Annotated in this window: 17 protein-coding genes; 7 read left to right on the plus strand and 10 right to left on the minus strand. The window is 66.6% G+C overall.

Going from position 1 to position 17,628, the window contains the following annotated elements:
* Positions 1-2 precede the first annotated feature (2 nt).
* Positions 3-1,418 carry a ribosomal protein uL16 3-hydroxylase gene (locus AC5P8Z_RS08310; RefSeq protein ID WP_495228728.1) on the minus strand — a complete coding sequence of 472 codons (1,416 nt, stop codon included), beginning with the start codon at positions 1,416-1,418 and terminating at the stop codon, positions 3-5.
* A gap of 745 nt (positions 1,419-2,163) precedes the next feature.
* Positions 2,164-3,531 carry an adenylosuccinate lyase gene (gene purB / locus AC5P8Z_RS08315; protein ID WP_286069033.1) on the minus strand — a complete coding sequence of 456 codons (1,368 nt, stop codon included), beginning with the start codon at positions 3,529-3,531 and terminating at the stop codon, positions 2,164-2,166.
* Positions 3,532-3,823: 292 nt separating this feature from the next.
* Here purB and AC5P8Z_RS08320 point away from each other — a divergent pair, with 292 nt between their 5' ends.
* A complete protein-coding gene (locus tag AC5P8Z_RS08320) occupies positions 3,824-5,263 on the plus strand; it encodes a class II fumarate hydratase (protein WP_286069032.1) in 1,440 nt (479 codons plus the stop codon).
* A gap of 108 nt (positions 5,264-5,371) precedes the next feature.
* Here the strand turns inward: AC5P8Z_RS08320 and AC5P8Z_RS08325 are convergent, their stop codons facing one another.
* The 7 genes from AC5P8Z_RS08325 to AC5P8Z_RS08355 form a co-directional block, all read right to left on the minus strand.
* Complete coding sequence (locus AC5P8Z_RS08325; protein WP_495228730.1) at positions 5,372-5,797, minus strand: hypothetical protein; 426 nt, start codon at positions 5,795-5,797, stop codon at positions 5,372-5,374.
* A 100-nt stretch (positions 5,798-5,897) separates the two neighbouring features.
* Positions 5,898-6,509, minus strand: coding sequence for a DUF2884 family protein (locus tag AC5P8Z_RS08330; RefSeq protein ID WP_286069031.1), 612 nt, complete (start codon positions 6,507-6,509; stop codon positions 5,898-5,900).
* 30 nt (positions 6,510-6,539) lie between these two features.
* The gene (locus AC5P8Z_RS08335; RefSeq protein WP_286069029.1) at positions 6,540-7,427 is read right to left on the minus strand and encodes a DUF4097 family beta strand repeat-containing protein; all 888 of its coding nucleotides are present in this window, start codon (positions 7,425-7,427) and stop codon (positions 6,540-6,542) included.
* A 25-nt stretch (positions 7,428-7,452) separates the two neighbouring features.
* Complete coding sequence (locus AC5P8Z_RS08340) at positions 7,453-8,481, minus strand: ABC-2 transporter permease (RefSeq protein WP_286069028.1); 1,029 nt, start codon at positions 8,479-8,481, stop codon at positions 7,453-7,455.
* Positions 8,478-9,353 carry an ABC transporter ATP-binding protein gene (locus AC5P8Z_RS08345; protein ID WP_286069027.1) on the minus strand — a complete coding sequence of 292 codons (876 nt, stop codon included), beginning with the start codon at positions 9,351-9,353 and terminating at the stop codon, positions 8,478-8,480. The genes AC5P8Z_RS08340 and AC5P8Z_RS08345 overlap by 4 nt, the downstream gene beginning before the upstream one ends.
* A complete protein-coding gene (locus AC5P8Z_RS08350) occupies positions 9,353-9,712 on the minus strand; it encodes a GntR family transcriptional regulator (RefSeq protein WP_286069025.1) in 360 nt (119 codons plus the stop codon). The genes AC5P8Z_RS08345 and AC5P8Z_RS08350 overlap by 1 nt, the downstream gene beginning before the upstream one ends.
* Positions 9,713-9,714: 2 nt before the next feature.
* Entirely contained in the window at positions 9,715-9,951 is a 237-nt protein-coding gene (locus AC5P8Z_RS08355; protein ID WP_286069023.1) for a hypothetical protein, read from the minus strand.
* A gap of 367 nt (positions 9,952-10,318) precedes the next feature.
* Between AC5P8Z_RS08355 and AC5P8Z_RS08360 the strand changes: the two genes are divergently transcribed.
* The 6 genes from AC5P8Z_RS08360 to AC5P8Z_RS08385 all read left to right on the plus strand — a co-directional run bounded on the left by AC5P8Z_RS08360 (position 10,319) and on the right by AC5P8Z_RS08385 (position 16,403).
* The gene (locus tag AC5P8Z_RS08360; protein WP_286069021.1) at positions 10,319-10,903 is read left to right on the plus strand and encodes a glutathione peroxidase; all 585 of its coding nucleotides are present in this window, start codon (positions 10,319-10,321) and stop codon (positions 10,901-10,903) included.
* Positions 10,904-10,999: 96 nt separating this feature from the next.
* On the plus strand, positions 11,000-11,977 hold the full coding sequence (locus tag AC5P8Z_RS08365) for an FKBP-type peptidyl-prolyl cis-trans isomerase (protein ID WP_286069020.1): 978 nt from the start codon (positions 11,000-11,002) through the stop codon (positions 11,975-11,977).
* A gap of 23 nt (positions 11,978-12,000) precedes the next feature.
* Positions 12,001-13,350, plus strand: coding sequence for a UDP-glucose dehydrogenase family protein (locus tag AC5P8Z_RS08370; protein ID WP_495228734.1), 1,350 nt, complete (start codon positions 12,001-12,003; stop codon positions 13,348-13,350).
* Complete coding sequence (locus AC5P8Z_RS08375; protein WP_005410256.1) at positions 13,343-13,585, plus strand: SlyX family protein; 243 nt, start codon at positions 13,343-13,345, stop codon at positions 13,583-13,585. The genes AC5P8Z_RS08370 and AC5P8Z_RS08375 overlap by 8 nt, the downstream gene beginning before the upstream one ends.
* 10 nt (positions 13,586-13,595) lie before the next feature.
* Entirely contained in the window at positions 13,596-14,276 is a 681-nt protein-coding gene (locus AC5P8Z_RS08380) for a DUF2058 domain-containing protein (RefSeq protein ID WP_495228736.1), read from the plus strand.
* Between the two features lie 54 nt (positions 14,277-14,330).
* Entirely contained in the window at positions 14,331-16,403 is a 2,073-nt protein-coding gene (locus AC5P8Z_RS08385) for an acyltransferase family protein (protein WP_495228737.1), read from the plus strand.
* Positions 16,404-16,418: 15 nt separating this feature from the next.
* On the opposite strand, the gene AC5P8Z_RS08390 is transcribed toward AC5P8Z_RS08385, so the two are convergent.
* Positions 16,419-17,606 carry an MFS transporter gene (locus tag AC5P8Z_RS08390; protein WP_286069014.1) on the minus strand — a complete coding sequence of 396 codons (1,188 nt, stop codon included), beginning with the start codon at positions 17,604-17,606 and terminating at the stop codon, positions 16,419-16,421.
* Positions 17,607-17,628: the final 22 nt, after the last annotated feature.

The raw sequence follows: 17,628 nt of genomic DNA on the forward strand, positions 1-17,628 counted from the left end.
GCTCAGGCGCGACCGTCGTCGCTGTCGTCTTCGTCGTGGTCTTCGAAGTTGACGATGACCTCGATTCCGTCGTCGTGCACGGTCACGGTGTGGACATCGTCCGACACCGCATCGGCGTCGATCGCGTCGACACGGTCACGGCCTTCGACCACTTCGCCGAGCACCACGGCGTCTTTGCCGTCGTCCTCGTCTTCAGCGTCATACACCTCGTTCGGATCGATCAACTGGAACACGCCACCGACCAGCAGCTGCTGGACCACCGCGCGACCCTTGTCGGAGAGGCCGCGGTAGGCGGCGGCGTCGAGCTGCTCGGCACCGGCCAGGCGCTGTGCGTCCTTCACCGGCAACGCGAAGTCCTGGCCGCTGACATACAGGCTGGCACCACGCTTGGCCCGGCGCCAGGCGAGGCGCGCCCACGGGTGGCGCTGCAGCAGCAGGCCCGAGGCCAGCGCTTCGACCACCTCTTCCTGTGCCGGCGCGGCCTGATGCGCCATCACCTCACCGGCAGCGCGGTAGGTGGTGATGAAGCGGCCGAACCAGTCGCCCAGCTTGTCCGGGTCGTTCATGCGGATGGCATTGAGCGCGGTGATCACCCGCGCCATCGCCACCGTGTCGATTTCGTTCGGGTCGGCCGGCACCTTCAGGTCGGCGTCCTGGTAGCGGATGTTCTCGTCGGCATCGGCGATCAGGGTGTCCAGGTAGTCGCTGATCAGCTCGGCCGAGGCCGGCGCGCGCATGCCGAACGAGAAGGTCAGGCACGGATCTTCGGCGACACCGTGGTGGGGCACGTTCGGCGGCAGGTACAGCATGTCGCCCGGCGCCAGCACCCAGTCATGGGTCGGCTTGAACACTTTCAGCAGCTTCAGTTCCACGTCCGGGCGGAAGCCCAGCGGCGGCTGCTTGCCCTTGATCGATTCGCTGGCATCGATCTGCCAGCGGCGGTGGCCATGGGCCTGCAGCAGGAACACGTCGTACTGGTCGACATGGGCGCCGACCGAGCCACCGGTGGCGGCGAAGCTGATCATCACGTCATCCATGCGCCAGCGCGGCAGGAAGCTGAAGTGTTCGATCAGTGCGCGCACGTCCTTGTCCCACTTGTCCACGTCCTGCACCAGCAGGGTCCAGTCGCGGTCGGGCAGGGCGGGGAAGATGTCTTCCTGGAACGGGCCGCTGCGCACGCGCCAGCTGTCCTGGGCCTTGTCGTGTTCGATCAGGCGCGCCAGCACGCCTTCCTCGCAGGCCAGGCCTGCAAGGTCTTCCGGCTGCACCGGGGTGTGGAAATCGGGGAAGGCGTTGCGGATCAGCAGCGGGCGTTTCTGCCAGAAGTCGCGCAGGAAGGCGGCCGGCGCCATGCCCAGCGGCTGGCCGGGGCGGGCGGTGACTTCAATGAGCGGAGCGGAGGACTTGCGGGCGGCCATGGGGGAATCCTTGCAGCGGAAAGCGGGAAGGGCGGCGCGGCGGGCCGCCAAGGTCTCCATTGTCCGACGTTCGTGGGGATTGCGCACGTGCGGTGGTTTGTCGCGGGGTTCCGGCCAACGGCGGAGCCCCTCGTGGCGGCGGTCTGGGTAGAGTCGACTGTTAGTCGACTGGCCTGCTGAGGAGGGCCGGGCGGGTGGGCTGCGCGGGGGACGCTGCAAGTACGTCCATGTAAGCTCGATCGCCGCATCCATGCGGCGGACACCCCCGCGCAGCCCACCCGCCCGGCCCCTGACAGTTTCCTGCGCGGCCCGCCACGGAATGGAAGAGGAAAATCAAAGGCAAAAGCGGGTCGCGCGCTGCGCTTGCTCGTGTAGAGGCGAGCCCACGCTCGGCTTGCTGTTGCCCACGCGAAACGCAGCCGAGCATGGGCTCGGCTCTACAAAACCCCACAAACAAGGAGGGACGCGGCGAAGCCGCGTCTCTCTTTCAAATTCCGTCCCGACAACCCAACGCTCTTCGATCCGTCACCGGAATCTGTCAGAGGTGGGGCGGGTTGGGTTCGCGGGGGTGTCAGCCGCATGGATGCGGCTGCCAAGCCTCCACGGACGGATTCACGGCGTCCCCCGCGAACCCAGCCTGCCCCGCCCAGCTAGCAGCAATCCTGAGCCGCTCTTGACGTTGATGTTGCTGTTGCCGTTGCCTGCCGCAGGCAGCGCCCGCGGCCGCCGCCGCAACGGAAACCCCTTAGATCTTCTTCGCCAGCGACTCGGCCAGGCCGGTGTAGCTGCCCGGGGTCATCTCCAACAGGCGCTGCTTCGCATCCGCCGGCAGCTCCAGCCCCTGCACGAACGCACGCATCGACTCGGCGGTGATGCCCTGGCCACGTGTCAGCGCCTTCAGCTGCTCGTAAGGATTCGGCAGGCCATGGCGGCGCATCACCGTCTGCACGGCTTCTGCCAGCACTTCCCATGCCGCGTCCAGATCCGCGTCCAGCCGCTGCGGGTTCACTTCCAGCTTGCCCAGGCCCTTGGCCAGCGAGTCCAGCGCCACCTGGCTGTGGCCGAACGCGGTGCCCAGTGCACGCAGCACGGTGGAATCGGTCAGGTCACGCTGCCAGCGGCTGATCGGCAGCTTCGCGCTGAAGTGCTCGAACAGTGCGTTGGCGATGCCGAAATTGCCTTCGGCATTCTCGAAGTCGATCGGGTTGACCTTGTGCGGCATCGTCGACGAGCCGACTTCGCCTTCCTTCAGGCGCTGCTTGAAGTAGCCCAGCGAGATGTAGCCCCAGATGTCGCGGGCCAGGTCGATCAGGATGATGTTGGCGCGGCGCGCGGCATCGCCGATCTCGGCCACGTTGTCGTGCGGCTCGATCTGCGTGGTGTACGGGTTGAACACCAGGCCCAGCCCGGTCACGAAGCGCTCGGCGAAGGCCGGCCAGTCAACGTCCGGGTAGCTGGCCACGTGCGCGTTGTAGTTGCCCACCGCACCGTTGATCTTGCCGGTCAGTTCCACCGCGGCGATCTGCCGGCGCTGGCGCTCGAGGCGGGCGACCACGTTGGCCAGCTCCTTGCCCAGGGTGGTCGGCGAAGCGGTCTGTCCGTGGGTGCGCGACAGCATCGGCTGGCCGGCCTGGGCATGGGCCAGGGTGCGCAGGGTGGTGGCAATGCCATCCAGGGTCGGCAGCAGCACCTCACGTCGCGCCTGTTCCAGCATCAGGCCGTAGCTGAGGTTGTTGATGTCTTCGCTGGTGCAGGCGAAATGCACGAATTCCAGCGCCGGTGCCAGCTCGGCGTCGTCCTTCAGCTGTTCCTTGATGAAGTACTCCACCGCCTTGACGTCATGGTTGGTGGTGCGCTCGATTTCCTTCACGCGTGCGGCCTGGGCCGGGCTGAAGTTGGCGGCCAGGGCGCGCAGGCGGGCGATGGCGGCGTCGGAGAACGGCGCCAGCTCGACGATCCCCGGTTCGGCGGCCAGGGCCAGCAGCCATTCCACCTCGACCACGATGCGGGCCTTGATCAGGCCGTATTCGGAGAAGATCGGGCGCAGGGCGTCGACCTTGCCGGCGTAGCGGCCATCGAGCGGGGACAGGGCGAGCAGGGCGGAATCGGACATGTCGGCAGGGCGGGGACGAGCGGCGGGGGCCATATTCTACGACGTGCCGGGCAGGCGTGCCCTGGAGAGCCGGGCCCACGCTCGGCTGCTCCGGGTAATCCAGCGCCCACGGGCCAGCCGAGCGCAGGCTCGGCTCTACAACACGGCCCTGCGGACAGAACGATCTGGCCCGCACTCGTCATCCCATGCTGCAGGCAAGGGAGTATCGTTGGCGCAGCCGCCAGCCCGGGAAGCGACACCCTGCCAGCCGCCGCTTCCCTTTCCCCAACTGAAGTAGTGCGGAGTCGATGCAATGAGCAAAGCTGCAAGCAAGGGTGGAACCGCGGGGTTCCGGATCGAACACGACAGCATGGGCGAGCTGCAGGTGCCTGCCGATGCCCTGTGGGGCGCGCAGACCCAGCGTGCCGTGCAGAATTTCCCGGTCTCGGGCCAGCGCATGCCGCGCGGTTTCATCCGTGCGCTGGGCCTGGTCAAGGGCGCCGCTGCCGGCGTCAATGCCGAACTGGGCCACCTGCCCAAGACCGTGGCCAAGGCCATCCAGACCGCCGCCGCCGAAGTGGCTGCCGGTGACTGGGACGCGCATTTCCCGATCGACGTCTACCAGACCGGCTCGGGTACGTCGTCGAACATGAATGCCAACGAGGTCATCGCTACCCTGGCCAACCGTGCCGGCAAGGCGGGCAAGACCGTGGTGCACCCGAACGACCACGTCAACCAGGGGCAGAGCTCCAATGACGTGATCCCGACCGCGCTGCGCGTGTCGGCGGTGCTGGCCACGCACGAACAGCTGCTGCCGGCGCTGGTGCACCTGCGCAAGACCCTGGACAAGAAGGGCCGCAGCCTGCGCAAGGTGGTCAAGACCGGTCGCACCCACCTGATGGATGCGATGCCGCTGACCTTCGAACAGGAATTCGGTGCGTGGTCGGCGCAGCTCGCGTCGGCGCAGGAACGCATCGAGGACAGCCTCAAGCGCGTGCGCCGGCTGCCGCTGGGGGGCACCGCGATCGGCACCGGCATCAACGCCGACCCGCGTTTCGGTGCGCAGGTGGCCAAGGCGCTGAAGCAACAGACCTCGATCAAGTTCGACAGCGCCGAGAACAAGTTCGAAGGGCTGGCGGCGCAGGATGATGCGGTGGAACTGTCCGGTCAGCTCAACGCGCTGGCGGTGGCGCTGATCAAGATCGCCAATGATCTGCGCTGGATGAACGCCGGTCCGCTGGCCGGGCTGGGCGAGATTGAACTGCCGGCGCTGCAGCCGGGCAGCTCGATCATGCCGGGCAAGGTCAACCCGGTGATTCCGGAAGCCACCGTGATGGCCTGCGCGCAGGTGATCGGCCACCACACGGCGATCACCGTGGCCGGGCAGACCGGCAACTTCCAGCTCAACGTCACCCTGCCGTTGATCGCGGTGAACCTGCTCGATGGCATTGGCCTGCTGGCCAACGTGTCCACCCTGCTGGCCGACAGTGCCATCGCCGGCCTGAAGGTGCGCGAGGACCGCGTGGCCGAGGCGCTGGCGCGCAACCCGATCCTGGTGACCGCGCTGAACCCGATCATCGGCTATGAAAAGGCCGCGGCCATCGCCAAGCGCGCCTACAAGGAACAGCGCCCGGTGCTGGATGTGGCGCTGGAAGACAGCGGCCTGGACGAGATCGAGCTGCGACGCCTGCTGGATCCGACCGCACTGACTGCCGGTGGCATCCAGGCTGGCGGTGGTGGCGCCGGCGGTTGATCTGCTGGTTGTAGCGCCGAGCGCATGCTCGGCTCAGGTTCCGGGCAGTAGCCGAGCATGGGCTCGGCTCTACAAAAGGAAACGCCGCCCTTGGGCGGCGTTTCTGCTTCAGCGACGGTCGGCGACGATGTTGCCGAAGGTGTCGGTGTAATCCTTGAATTCGGGGATGCGCTGGATCAGGTCCGCCGGGATAACCTCCATGCCTTCCGGCGGCTGGATCTTCACCGGCTGCATGTTCGGGTCGGCCGGCGCAGCCACCAGCGTGTTCTGGCGAAGTACCTGCAGCTTGCCGAACATCGTCTGCAGCATCTGCTTCTGTCCGTCGTCCAGCGGAATCTGGATCTCGTCCACCTTCATCGTGCCATCGCCGAGGATGATGATGTTCGGTGCCGGCGGGCGGCGCACGGTCACCATGCCTTCGCTGACGGAAATCTTGGGCTTGCCGCGCTCGGCGCGGTGGTCGCGGTAATCCTTGTCGCAGCCGACCAGGCCCAGGCAGAGCAGGGCGGCCAGCAGCAGGAACAACTTCTTCATGGCGTTCGGTTCAGGGGCATCCGGGGCCCCCATTGTAAGCCTGCCGCCGCGGCCGGACCGGCAACGGAAGGCCGCTGCCGGTCGGGTGCGTCGATTTGTCTCAGTTGGAGAACGTGACCGAGTTGTCCTTGCCGCAGTCGTCCACGTCGCTCTGGTCCATGGTCGCGTAGGGCTTGAACGCCGGCAGCTCGCGCGCCAGTGCCTGCTGGCTGGCCAGCATCGCCGGCAGGCGATCACAGATGCGCTTGGCCTGTGCCTCGATCTTGGCGGCTTCGGCGTTGATGCGCTTTTCGACGCCTTCGCTATCGCCGCTGAAGATGCCCTTCAGCGCTTCACCGGCCGCGTTGGCTCCGAGCTTGGCACCGGCCACGCCGACATCCATGCCCGCCATCGCAACGGCGACCACGTGACCGCGGTACTCCTGCAGGTGGCGGCGCTGGGTGTCGTTGGCGGCGACCTCCTTGCCGGCGATCAGCAGGCGGCCGTCCGGCGTGATCTCCGCACGCGGCTGGTTGCCGCCCGAGATCTTGATGTTGCCCTGGGCGATCTCCTTGCGGGCATCGTCCATGGCTTCCTTGACGGACTGGCCGACGCCGCTGGTGGCTTCGGCAACGCTCTTGCCGACGCTCTTGTCGGGCGCGGAGGAGGTGCCGCCGCAGGCGATCAGCGGCAGGCACAGCAGGGTGGCGGGCAGCAGGCGCAACAGATTCATGATGTTCCCCTGGACGTGTCTGGAAGAGGATTACTTGCTGCGCGGCAGGGTGACCCGGCCGCTGACGTTGCGGTGTTCGACATCGCCGCTGCCGCTGTGGTCGACGGTCAGGCTGCCGCGTACGCCGTCCACCTGGATGTCGCCCGAGCCGTGGCTGCGTACATGCACGTTGCCGCCGATGTCGGCCAGGTCGACGCCGCCGGAGCCGACCACGCCGACTTCGACGCTGCCCTGCACGCGCTTGAACTCGATGTCGCCCGAACCGACCGTGTCCAGCCGCGCGTTGCCACGCACATCGGTGATCTTCAGGTCACCCGAACCGACCGTCCCGGTAACGGCGTCGCCGCCGATGTTGCGGACATTGACGTCACCCGAGCCCAGCGACAGCAGGTTCAGTGAACTGCCGCCGTCGATGTTCAGGTCGCCCGAGCCCACTGCGGCGTGGATGCTGCCGCGCGTGCCGCGGGCAACGGCGTCACCCGAGCCGACATCCACGCTCAGCGACTGTGCGTTCTCCACGCTGGCATCGCCCGAGCCGACCTTGAGCTGCAGCGGCAGGTTGTCCGGCACGCTGCCACGGATGTCCAGCCAGGCATAGCTGTTGCCCAGGCTGATGCCGCTGTGTCGACCGTCCCGACGCAGGCTGACGACCAGCTTGTCGCCTTCCCTTCGCTGATCCAGTACCAGCTGGTCCAGCCATTCCTGGCTGGAGGCGCAGGCGCGGCCATCGAGCTGGCCGCCACCCTTGCTGGCGACGACTTTCAGGTCGTGCTGGTTCACCTCGATCACCACCGCCCTGGCACCAGCCGCATCCAGCTTCAACGTGCGCGCAGCAGTGAACTTGCAGTTCGGGGCATCGGCAGCGAGTGCCGACAGCGGCAACAGCAACAACGCGGAACAGGCGAGCAGGGAACGCATGGGACGTGCCTCCGGGTGGATGGAATCAGATCTCGCCGGCGCGCTTGCGCAGGCGGATGGCGAGGAAGATGAACACTGCACCGATGGCCGCACCGATCCACAGTTCCGGCATCGCCAGCGACTTCAGCTGCGAGGCGGGCGACATCAGGCTGACCACCGAATCCAGGTCGCGGCGCGATCCTTCACCGGCGCCGAGGCGGTACAGCAGGTCCATGCCGGGCACGCCGCCCAGCAGCAGGCGGCCGACGATGTTCTGCCAGAACCAGCCGGTGGTCAGGCCGAACAGCGGCATGACCTTGGTGGTGCTGACGATGACGCCGGCAAACAGCGGCAGCATCACCGCCCACAGGAACGGCTTGCTCCTGGCCCAGGCTGAGCACAGCAGCAGCCAGCCTGCAGTGGGCAGGGCCCACAGCGCGTAGACCGGAATCCAGCTCAGGTGCCCGGCGGCCAGGGTCAACGGGCTGGCCGGGCCCCAGATCAGCGCCATCGGGCTGCCACCGTGCATCAGTGCGACGATGCTGATGATCAGCATGAAGCCGAACATGGTGATGATGCCGGCGACCACCGCGATCAGCGGTGCCACGATCAGCGCGCTGATCACCTTGGACAACACGGTCTGGGTGTCCGACAGCGGCAACGACTTCCAGAACAGGATGCTGCGGTCGCGGCGGTCGTCGTACAGGGCGCCCAAGCAGTAGAAGAACACCACGAAGGCCAGCACCAGGAACGGCCAAGCCGAGCTGAGCACCAGGGTCAGGTCGAGCCCGTTGCCCAGGTCGGCCAGGTCCTTGCCGTTGATGTTGCGTGTCAGCAGCGCCAGGTCCAGGCCGTTGACGTTCACGCTTTCGCCATCGACATGCAGTGCGCCGTTGCGCGCCGCGCGGTTCAGCGCGAACAGGCCGAAGGCAATGCCGACGGTGCTCATCACCAGCGAGATCAGGCCGGCGATCAGCGGGGCATACAGGAAGCCGCCTCGGTTTTCCCAGTACTCGCGCTTGAGCAGCCAGCGCAGGGTACCGAGGGGGCTGACGGGGTGGTTGACGGCATTCATGCGTAGGTCCCCTTCATGACGGCGACGAACAGGTCGGCCAGGCCCGGGCTGCGGGTCTCGCCAAGGGTGGAAAGCTGGGTGCGCGGTACGCCGTCGAACAGCATCACGGTCTTGCCGAACGCCAGGCTGCGCTCGTCGATCGGCTTCAGGGCGCGTGCGGTCTCCAGCTGGTCGGCGTTGACCAGCAGTTCGGTGTAGCGCTGGCCGACCTCGTCCATTTCCGCATCAAGCACGATGCGGCCATCACGGATGAACATGACGTCGCTGAGGATGTGCTCGATCTCTTCCACCTGGTGGGTGGTGACGATGATGGTCTTCTGCTCGTCGAAGTAGTCTTCCAGCAGGCGCTGGTAGAACTCCTTGCGGTACAGGATGTCCAGGCCCAGGGTGGGCTCGTCCAGCACCAGGATGCGGGCATCGATGGCCATCACCAGCGCCAGGTGCAGCTGCACGATCATGCCCTTGGACAGTTCGCGCACGCGCTGCTTCGGTTGCAGCTTGGTGTTGGCCAGGAAACGCTCGCAGCGGGCGCGGTCGAAACGCGGGTGCACGCCTGCGACGAAGTCGATCGCCTCGCGCACCTTGAGCCAGCGCGGCAGCACGGCAACGTCGGCGATGAAGCAGATGTCATTCATCAGTTCGTCGCGGTGCAGCCGTGGGTCGCGGCCCAGCACGCTCAGCTCACCTTCCACCGAGGTCAGGCCGAGCAGAGCCTTCAATGCCGTGGTCTTGCCGGCACCGTTGGGGCCGATCAGGCCGACGATGCGCCCGCTCGGAATGCTGAAGCTGGCATTGTCGAGCGCGACCGTGGTCTTGTAGGCCTTGCGCAGGCCGCGGGCGGTGATGACGGGTTCGCTTGCGGTGCTATTCATCAGAGGTTCCCCTGGGGCAGCAATTCGTCGAGGCTCAGGCCCAGGCGCTGGATGCGCTCCAGCACGGCCGGCCATTCTTCATTGAGGAAGCGCTCGCGCTCGCTGCTGCGCAGCTGCGTGGCGGCCTGCTCGGTCATGAACATGCCCAGCCCGCGGCGCTTCTCGACCAGGCCTTCGTCGGCCAGTTCCTGGTAAGCGCGCGACACGGTGATGGGGTTGAGCTGGTAATCGGCGGCCACCTGGCGCACCGAAGGCAGGGCATCGCCCGGCTTGAGGATTCCGTCGAGCATCATGGCGATCACGCGCTCCTTCAACTGACGGTAGATGGGAGCGCCGTCGCTCCACTGGATGTCGCTCATATTCAGCTCCGTGGGGTCAGCGGCTGGGCGAACGAGAAATACGGCATGGACAGGGAGCTGTGCAGCCGACGCGGGGGAGGGGAGGAGGGAGCGGCGTTCCCTGCCGGTGAAGCGGTGGCGTCCTGCCCACTGTCGGGGGAGGCGGGGGAGGTGGGTGCGGCCAGCCAGGCCAGCACGATCAGGGTCGAGACAGCAGCGGCCGCGGGTGCGGTGAAGTTGCGACGGATCCGGACGTTCATGGCTTCCCCCTGTCTCAGGTGACTGGTGTTGTATGCAACTATAACACCGGCACGCCCATGTGCAACCCCTGGCCCTCCCCAACTGATGGCAGGGGTGGTCAGATCAATGGCATATTCGCTCAAGATATTGATCTTAAAGGTAAATTGAATTGTCGCATGAAGCGTTCCAGGCCGGCCTTCCATTCAGCGATGTCCATACCATGTCATTACCTGGCCAGCGAAGAACGGCGGACCGCGTACTCGCCACGCCGCGCAAAGCCGGGGTCGCCTGCTGCCATCAGGGCGGCCGGAGCCCGGTGCTATAGTTCGGCCGATTCCCGGCCGCTGCTGGCCGGGCCTTGTGAATGGCTACCGCGGACCGCTCCTGATGCCCCTGCCGACCGTTTCGCCGCGCCGCCTGCGCGGCCTGTCCCTGCTGGCCCTGATGGTGGCCGGTGTTGCCGGTTCTGCCAGCGCCCTGGCCGCCGACCTGCTCGACCTGGACTACCGGCCGCTGGCCAGCAAGCAGCAGGTCAACCTGCAGCAGCGCTACCACGGCCAGGTGCTGCTGGTGGTCAACACCGCCAGCAAGTGCGGCTACACCCCGCAGTACGAAGGCCTGGAGGCGCTGCAGAAGCGCTACGCAGCCCGTGGTTTCGCGGTGCTCGGTTTCCCCTCCAATGATTTCAAGGGGCAGGAGCCGGGTGACGAGAAGCAGATCCAGGACTTCTGCACGCTGACCTATGGCGTCAAGTTCCCGATGTTCGAGAAGGTGCATGTGGTCGGCGCCGAGGCGACGCCGCTGTACCAGCGCCTCGCTGCTGCCACCGGCGTGGCGCCGGGCTGGAACTTCCACAAATACCTGCTGGGGCGCGATGGCAAGGTCATCGCCCAGTTCGCCAGCAAGGTGACGCCGGAGGATCCGCAGCTCACTGCGGCCATCGAGAAGGCGCTGGCCGCCACAGCGCGTTGATATCCGGTGCGCATGCCTCGACATCGACGGCATGCGTGCGACAATGTCTCTTTTCGCGCCGACGTCGGCGCCCAGACACTTCCAGGAATGCAGCGAATGAAGATGGGAATGCGCGGCGCCGCGGCGTCGGTTCTGATTCTGGCGATGGGCACTTCGGGTGTCGCTCTGTCGCAACAACCGGCTGCCCCCGCAGCCGCCAAGGAGACCGCAACCTTGAATTCCCCCAAGCAGAAGCTCGGCTACGCCATCGGCCTGGACGTGGCCAAGTCGTTCACCCCGATCGCCGATGAGATCGACGTGGCTGCCCTGCGCACCGCCGTGGAGCGTTCCTTCGAAGGCCTGCAGCCGCAGATCACCCAGGAGCAGGCGAAGGCCACCGACGCGGCGCTGCGCCAGGTCGTGATGGCCCGCAGCGGCCAGCAGGTGCCGGGCGTGGCGCCGGGTTCGCAGCCGCCGAAGGTCGACCGCGTCAAGGTGTCGCAGATGATCGGTTCCTACTCGGTCGGTCCGTCGCTGGCGCAGCTGAAGGACGATATCGACGTCGCTTCGCTGTTTGACGCGATCAGCACCGGTCTGACCAAGGGGCAGCCGAAGATGACGGAAGCTGACGCGACCGCCACCATCCAGGCCTTCATGGGCAGCAAGCAGGCTGAAATGCAGGCCAAGGCCGCCGCCGCTGCGCAGACCAACCGCGAAGAAGGCAATGCCTTCCTGGCCAAGAACAAGACCCAGCCGGGCGTGGTGACCACCGCCTCGGGCCTGCAGTACCAGGTCATCCGCCCGGGCAGTGGCGAGCGCCCGCTGCCGAGCAGCAAGGTGCGCGTGAACTACGAAGGCAAGCTGCTCAACGGCACCGTGTTCGACAGCTCCTATGGTCGTCAGCCGGCCGAGTTCGGCCTGGACCAGGTGATCAAGGGCTGGACCGAAGGCGTGGCGCTGATGCCGGTCGGTTCGAAGTACCGCTTCTGGATCCCGGGCAACCTGGCCTACGGCGAGAACGGCACCCCGGGTGGCCCGATCGGTCCGAACGCGACGCTGACGTTTGACGTGGAACTGCTGGGCGTTCTGCCGTAAGTCATCCAGGAGCGAATACGGACATGCGCGTTGCGATTTTTGGTACCGGTTATGTAGGGCTGGTGACCGGTACCTGCCTGGCTGATGTCGGTCATCAGGTGGTCTGCGTCGATATCGACCAGGCCAAGGTGGATGGCCTCAACCAGGGCATCATCCCGATCTATGAGCCCGGCCTGGAGCCGATGGTGAAGGCCAACCACGCCGCTTCGCGGCTGGCGTTCACCACCGATGCCGCGGCTGCCATCGCGCATGGCCATGTGGTGTTCATCGCCGTGGGCACGCCGCCGGACGAGGACGGCAGCGCCGACCTGCAGTACGTGCTGGCCGTGGCCCGCACCATCGGCCGGCACATGAGCGTGCCGACCGTGGTGGTCAACAAGTCGACGGTGCCGGTCGGCACCGCCGACAAGGTGCGTGCCGCCATCGCCGAAGAGCTGGCCGCGCGTGGCGCGGACATCGCCTTCGACGTGGTGTCCAACCCGGAATTCCTCAAGGAAGGCGACGCGGTCGCCGACTGCATGCGCCCGGACCGCATCATCATCGGTGCGACCAGCGAAGAGTCGGTGGCGGTGATGCGCCGCCTGTATGCGCCGTTCAACCGCAATCACGACCGCGTGGTGGAAATGGACGTGCGTTCGGCCGAACTGACCAAGTACGCCGCGAACGCCATGCTGGCGACCAAGATCTCGTTCATGAACGAAATTGCCAACATCGCCGAACGCGTGGGCGCCGACGTCGAGCAGGTCCGCCAGGGCATCGGCTCGGATCCCCGTATCGGCTGGCACTTCATCTACCCGGGTGCCGGTTACGGCGGCTCGTGCTTCCCCAAGGATGTGCAGGCCCTGGCCCGCACGGCGCAGCAGTATGGCCTTGAACCGAAGCTGCTGAACGCGGTGGAAGCGGTCAACGATGCGCAGAAGGGCCACTTGTTCGCGCTCATCCAGCGTCATTACGACAAGGGCGAGGACGAAGGCGTGCGCGGCAAGACCTTTGCCGTCTGGGGCCTTGCATTCAAGCCGAATACCGACGACATGCGTGAAGCCTCCAGCCGTCGCCTGCTGGCGCAGCTGTGGGAGGGCGGTGCCACGGTGCGTGCCTACGACCCGGAAGCCATGCACGAATCGCAGCGCATCTTCGGCCAGCGCGATGATCTGGTGTTCTGCAACAGCGCCGACGAAGCGCTGCAGGGTGCGGATGCGCTGGTGGTGGTCACCGAGTGGAAGCAGTTCCGCAGCCCCGATTTCCAGAAGCTGCGCGAGCAGCTGAAGGATGCCGCGGTATTCGACGGGCGCAACCTGTACGAGCCGGCTGAAGTGGAAGCAGCGGGCCTGGCCTACTACGGCATCGGCCGGGGGCGTTCGTTGCATGTCTGACCTGCTGCCGACCGAGCGCGAGCAGGCGCTGGAAGCGCGCCTGGTCGAACTGGAAATGCGCGTGTCCTTCCAGGAACAGGCGCTTGCCGAACTGAGCGATGCGCTGGCCGATGCCCGCATGCAGGGCATGCGCAACGCCGACGTGTTGCGCGTGCTGCTGGAAGACCTGGGCAAGGTCCGCAACGCGCTGAATTCTTCCGATCCGGCGAGCGAACCGCCGCCGCCGCACTACTGATCCGAATCCTATGAGCGATACCCTCCGCGACCAGCTGATGGGCCTGGGCTTCAAGCCCGCGCCCAAGCCCGAGCGCAAGAATGATGGCCCCCGCCGTGATGGCCGCCCGCAGGGCAAGGGTGGTAACGGCAATGGAAAGCCGCAGGGCGCAGGCCGGGGCGAGCACAAGCCCGGCGAGCGTCGCGGGCATGGCCACGGTGGCCCGGGCAAGCCCGCCCAGTCGCGTGGTCCGGGCCAGCAGGGCCCGCGCAAACCGCGCAGCGCTGAAGAGATGGACCTGGCCAAGGCCTACGCCATCCGCGCGCAGAAGGAAAAGGAAGAGCGCATCGAGACCGAGCGCCTGAAGCAGGAAGAGGCGCGTGTGCGCCGCGAGGCCAAGGCCAAGCTGGAAGAACTGCTGAAGGACAAGAGCCTGAACTCGGAAGCGGCCGATATCGCCCGCCACTTCCCGTATGGCGGCAAGATCAAGCGCATCTATGTGACCGCCGAACAGCTGACCGCGCTCAATGCCGGCGAGCTTGGGGTGGTCCAGCTCAATGGCCGCTACCTGCTGGTGACCGCCGAGGTGCTGGCGCAGTCCGAGGCGGTGTTCGCCGCGTCGGTGGCGCTGAAGGTCGACCCGAATGCGCCGGCCGAGGAAGATCCGTACGCCGATCCGCAGTACCAGGTACCGGACGACCTGGTCTGGTAATGGACTGAGTTGCCTGCCACGCCCGCCGACGTGGCAGTTGGGGGGAGGGGCAGGATGACGGCTGATGCAGGGCGCGGTTACGTACCGCACATCGATGGACTGCGCGCGATCGCCGTATTGGCGGTGATCGTGTTCCACCTGGATCCGGCCTGGCTGCCGGGTGGCTTCACCGGCGTGGACGTGTTCTTCGTCATTTCCGGTTTCGTGGTGAGTGCTTCGGTGCACCGCCTGCCGCCACTGTCGCTGGGGGCATCGATGCTGCGCTTCTACGCGCGCCGCATCCGCCGTATCGCTCCGGCCCTGGTGGCCTGCCTGCTGGTTACCGCAGTGGCCAGCGTGCTGTTCATCCCCGAATCGTGGTTGAGCGAGGCCAGTGACAAGACCGGGCTGATGGCCTTCTTCGGCTTCAGCAACTGGGTGTTGGCCGCGGTAGGCAACGACTACTTCGCGCCCAAGGCCGAGTTCAATCCCTATACCCACACCTGGTCGCTGGGTGTGGAAGAGCAGTTCTACCTGCTGTTTCCGCTGCTGTTCCTGGCCTGGGCACGGGGCGCGCGTGGGCGCTGGCTCAGCGTGGGCCTGTTCGCGCTGGTCAGCGTCGCATCGCTGCTGCATGCGGCGGTACTGGGTCTGCGCGAGGCCCCGCCTTCCTGGGCGTTCTACGCAACGACCACGCGGTTGTGGCAGCTGGGCGCAGGTGTGCTGCTGTTCCAGTTGTTGCACGTGCGGGCATCGCTCGATCCACTGACCCAGCGCTCGCTGGCCCGCAGCAGGTGGGTGTTCTCGCTGCTGGCCGCGCTGTCGCTGGCCCTGCTGGGCTGGGCGCTGTGGACGGCGCGCGCCGGGCATTCACCTTGGCCAGACGGCCTGCTGCCGACCTTCGCGACGGCGGGCCTGCTGTGGGCGCTGCACCACCATCCGCAGGCCTGGATCGGCCGCGTGCTGGCCAGCGCGCCCATGCGCCGCATCGGCCTGCTGTCCTACTCGCTGTACCTCTGGCATTGGCCGGTGTTCGTACTGATGCGCTGGACCGTGGGCCTGGATACGCCGCTGCAGATGCTTCTTGCGATGCTGTTGGTTGGCGTGTTGTCCTGGCTGTCGTGGCGCTGGGTGGAACAGCCTTTCCGTGGCCCGTTGGTGCCGCGGGCGACTTCGCAGCGCTGGGTGGTCAGTGGTGCCGCCGTGCTTGTGCTGTCCGGCGGCCTGCAGATGTTGCTGTACTCTCAGGCATCGCTGCTGTCGCTGAGTACCGTCAGCCGGCATTCGACGGACTGGTATGCCAGCGGCAAGAGCATCGCCCGCGACTACCCTGGCTGCGCGCTGCAGACCGGCAAGCATCGCTTTGAAGGCGGCAGTGCCCGCACGTATGCGCGCGGACGCTGTGATCTTCCGGTCTCCGCCGTTGCACCCGCCCACGTTTTCGTGGCCGGCGATTCGCATGCCATGGCCTACATCGAGCTGCTGCAGCGGCTGGCGCTGGACACCGGCGCGCACGTGTCGTTGTACGGCCGCGGTGGCTGCCCGCAGGTCAGTCTGCAGAAATGGCGAGGGGCAGGCGCCGGCTGCGAGGCATTCGATGCCGCTGTGTTCGCCGATATCAGCCAGCGGGCGCAGCCAGGCGACGTAGTTGTGCTGGTGTCACTGCGGGTGCCGCGCCTGTCCGACCAGTTCGTGCTGTTCGATGCCGCGACGCAGCTCGCCGGCGAACGGACACCGGAAGCCGTGGCCGGCCGCGATGCGGAGGTGGCCGAGGCGATCGCGCAGTGGAAGCCATTGACTGAGCGCGGCGTGCGCATCGTGATGGAAGCGCCCAAGCCGGTGCTGCCAGCACCGCCTTACCGGTGTTCGGACACCTTCAACGCCCGCAATGAAGTCTGCCGCAATGGGTTGGTCAGCACCCGCGCGGACATGGATGCGCTGCGCGCACCGATGCTGGGCAGCCTGCAGCAGGTGGTCGACGGCCTGCCTGGCGCAGTGATGTGGGATCCGCTGCCGGTGTTGTGCGATGCCACCCTGTGCCCGGCACAGCGCGATGGCCGGCCGCTGTACTTCGATGGCGATCACCTTAGTGGCTATGGCAACCGCGTGCTGCTGCCGTCGCTGTTGCAGGTACTGCGGAAGCACTGAAGCGGGGCGGAGCGCTCAACCCGTGCGTGCGCCGCTGCGGCTCGCACGGATCAGCGGCAGGCTGAGCGCGAAGAAGCACAGCAGCGCCCCGATCAGCGCGAAGCCGCTGCCGGCCAGAAACGCGGTGCGACCCTCGTCGATCTTCCACAACTGGCCGGCGATGAGCGCGCCCAGCACGCCACCGACGCCGGACGAGAAGCCGTACAGCAGGCCCTGGCCATGGCCGTTGAGACGACCCGGGAAGTAGGTCGCCAGCATCTGCATCGCGGCAGCGAAGAACGCGGCAAAGCCGAGTGCATGCGCGGTCTGCGCCACCAGCATCACCGGCAGGTTTTCCGGGAACAGGGCGGTGACTGCCCAGCGCAGGCAGGAACTGACCAGCGCGATCAACAGCATCCAGCTGGCGTCATAGCGACGGAAGAAGCGCCCAATGGTGAAGAACACGCCGACCTCGAACACCACGCCGATGGTCCAGAGCAGGCCGAGCGTGGACGTGCGGTAGCCGTGGTGGTCCATGTAGACCGAGAAGAACGTGTAGTACGGCCCGAACGACAGCTGCTCCATGAAAGCAGCGAGGAAGAACGCCAGCACCGGCGGTCGGCGCACGATCTGCCAGAAGCCGCTGGCGTCGCCCCCTGCCTTGCCGATGTCGCGAGCGTAGTGGTTGCTGAAGGCCGAGGCGACCAGCAGCGCGAACAGTGGCAGCATCATCCACGGCAGCAGGCCGGCGCGGCTGCGGGTGCCATCGCCTTCGATCAGCCAGCCGAACAGGGTGACGATGGCGATGAAGCCCAGCGAGCCCCAGACCCGGATCAGCCCATAGCGATGGCTGTCATTGCCGAGGTGGGTAAGGGTGATCGACTCGAACTGCGGCATCACTGCGTTGTAGAAGAAGCAGAACACGATCATCGCCGGGTACATCCACGGCTGCGGCAGCGGGAGCAGGAACGCGGCGAAGCTGACCAGGGTCAGCACGCAGCCGATGCGCAACAGGCGGATCGGCCGTGGCGAAGTGGCCGCCAGCGAGGTCCAGGCGCTGGGTGCAACCACGCGCGTGGCATACCACAGGCCCATCATCACGCTGATCGCGGTCACGCTCATCCCGCGCGCGGTGAGGAACAGGCTCCAGTACGGAGTGAACGCCCCGAGCGCCGCGTAGTAGAACAGATAGAAACTTGAGAGGCGGGCAACGGGAACGGTCATCGTGGAATGATGAGGCAAAAAG

Source organism: Stenotrophomonas sp. YJH_SMC_17 (genome assembly GCF_059371655.1).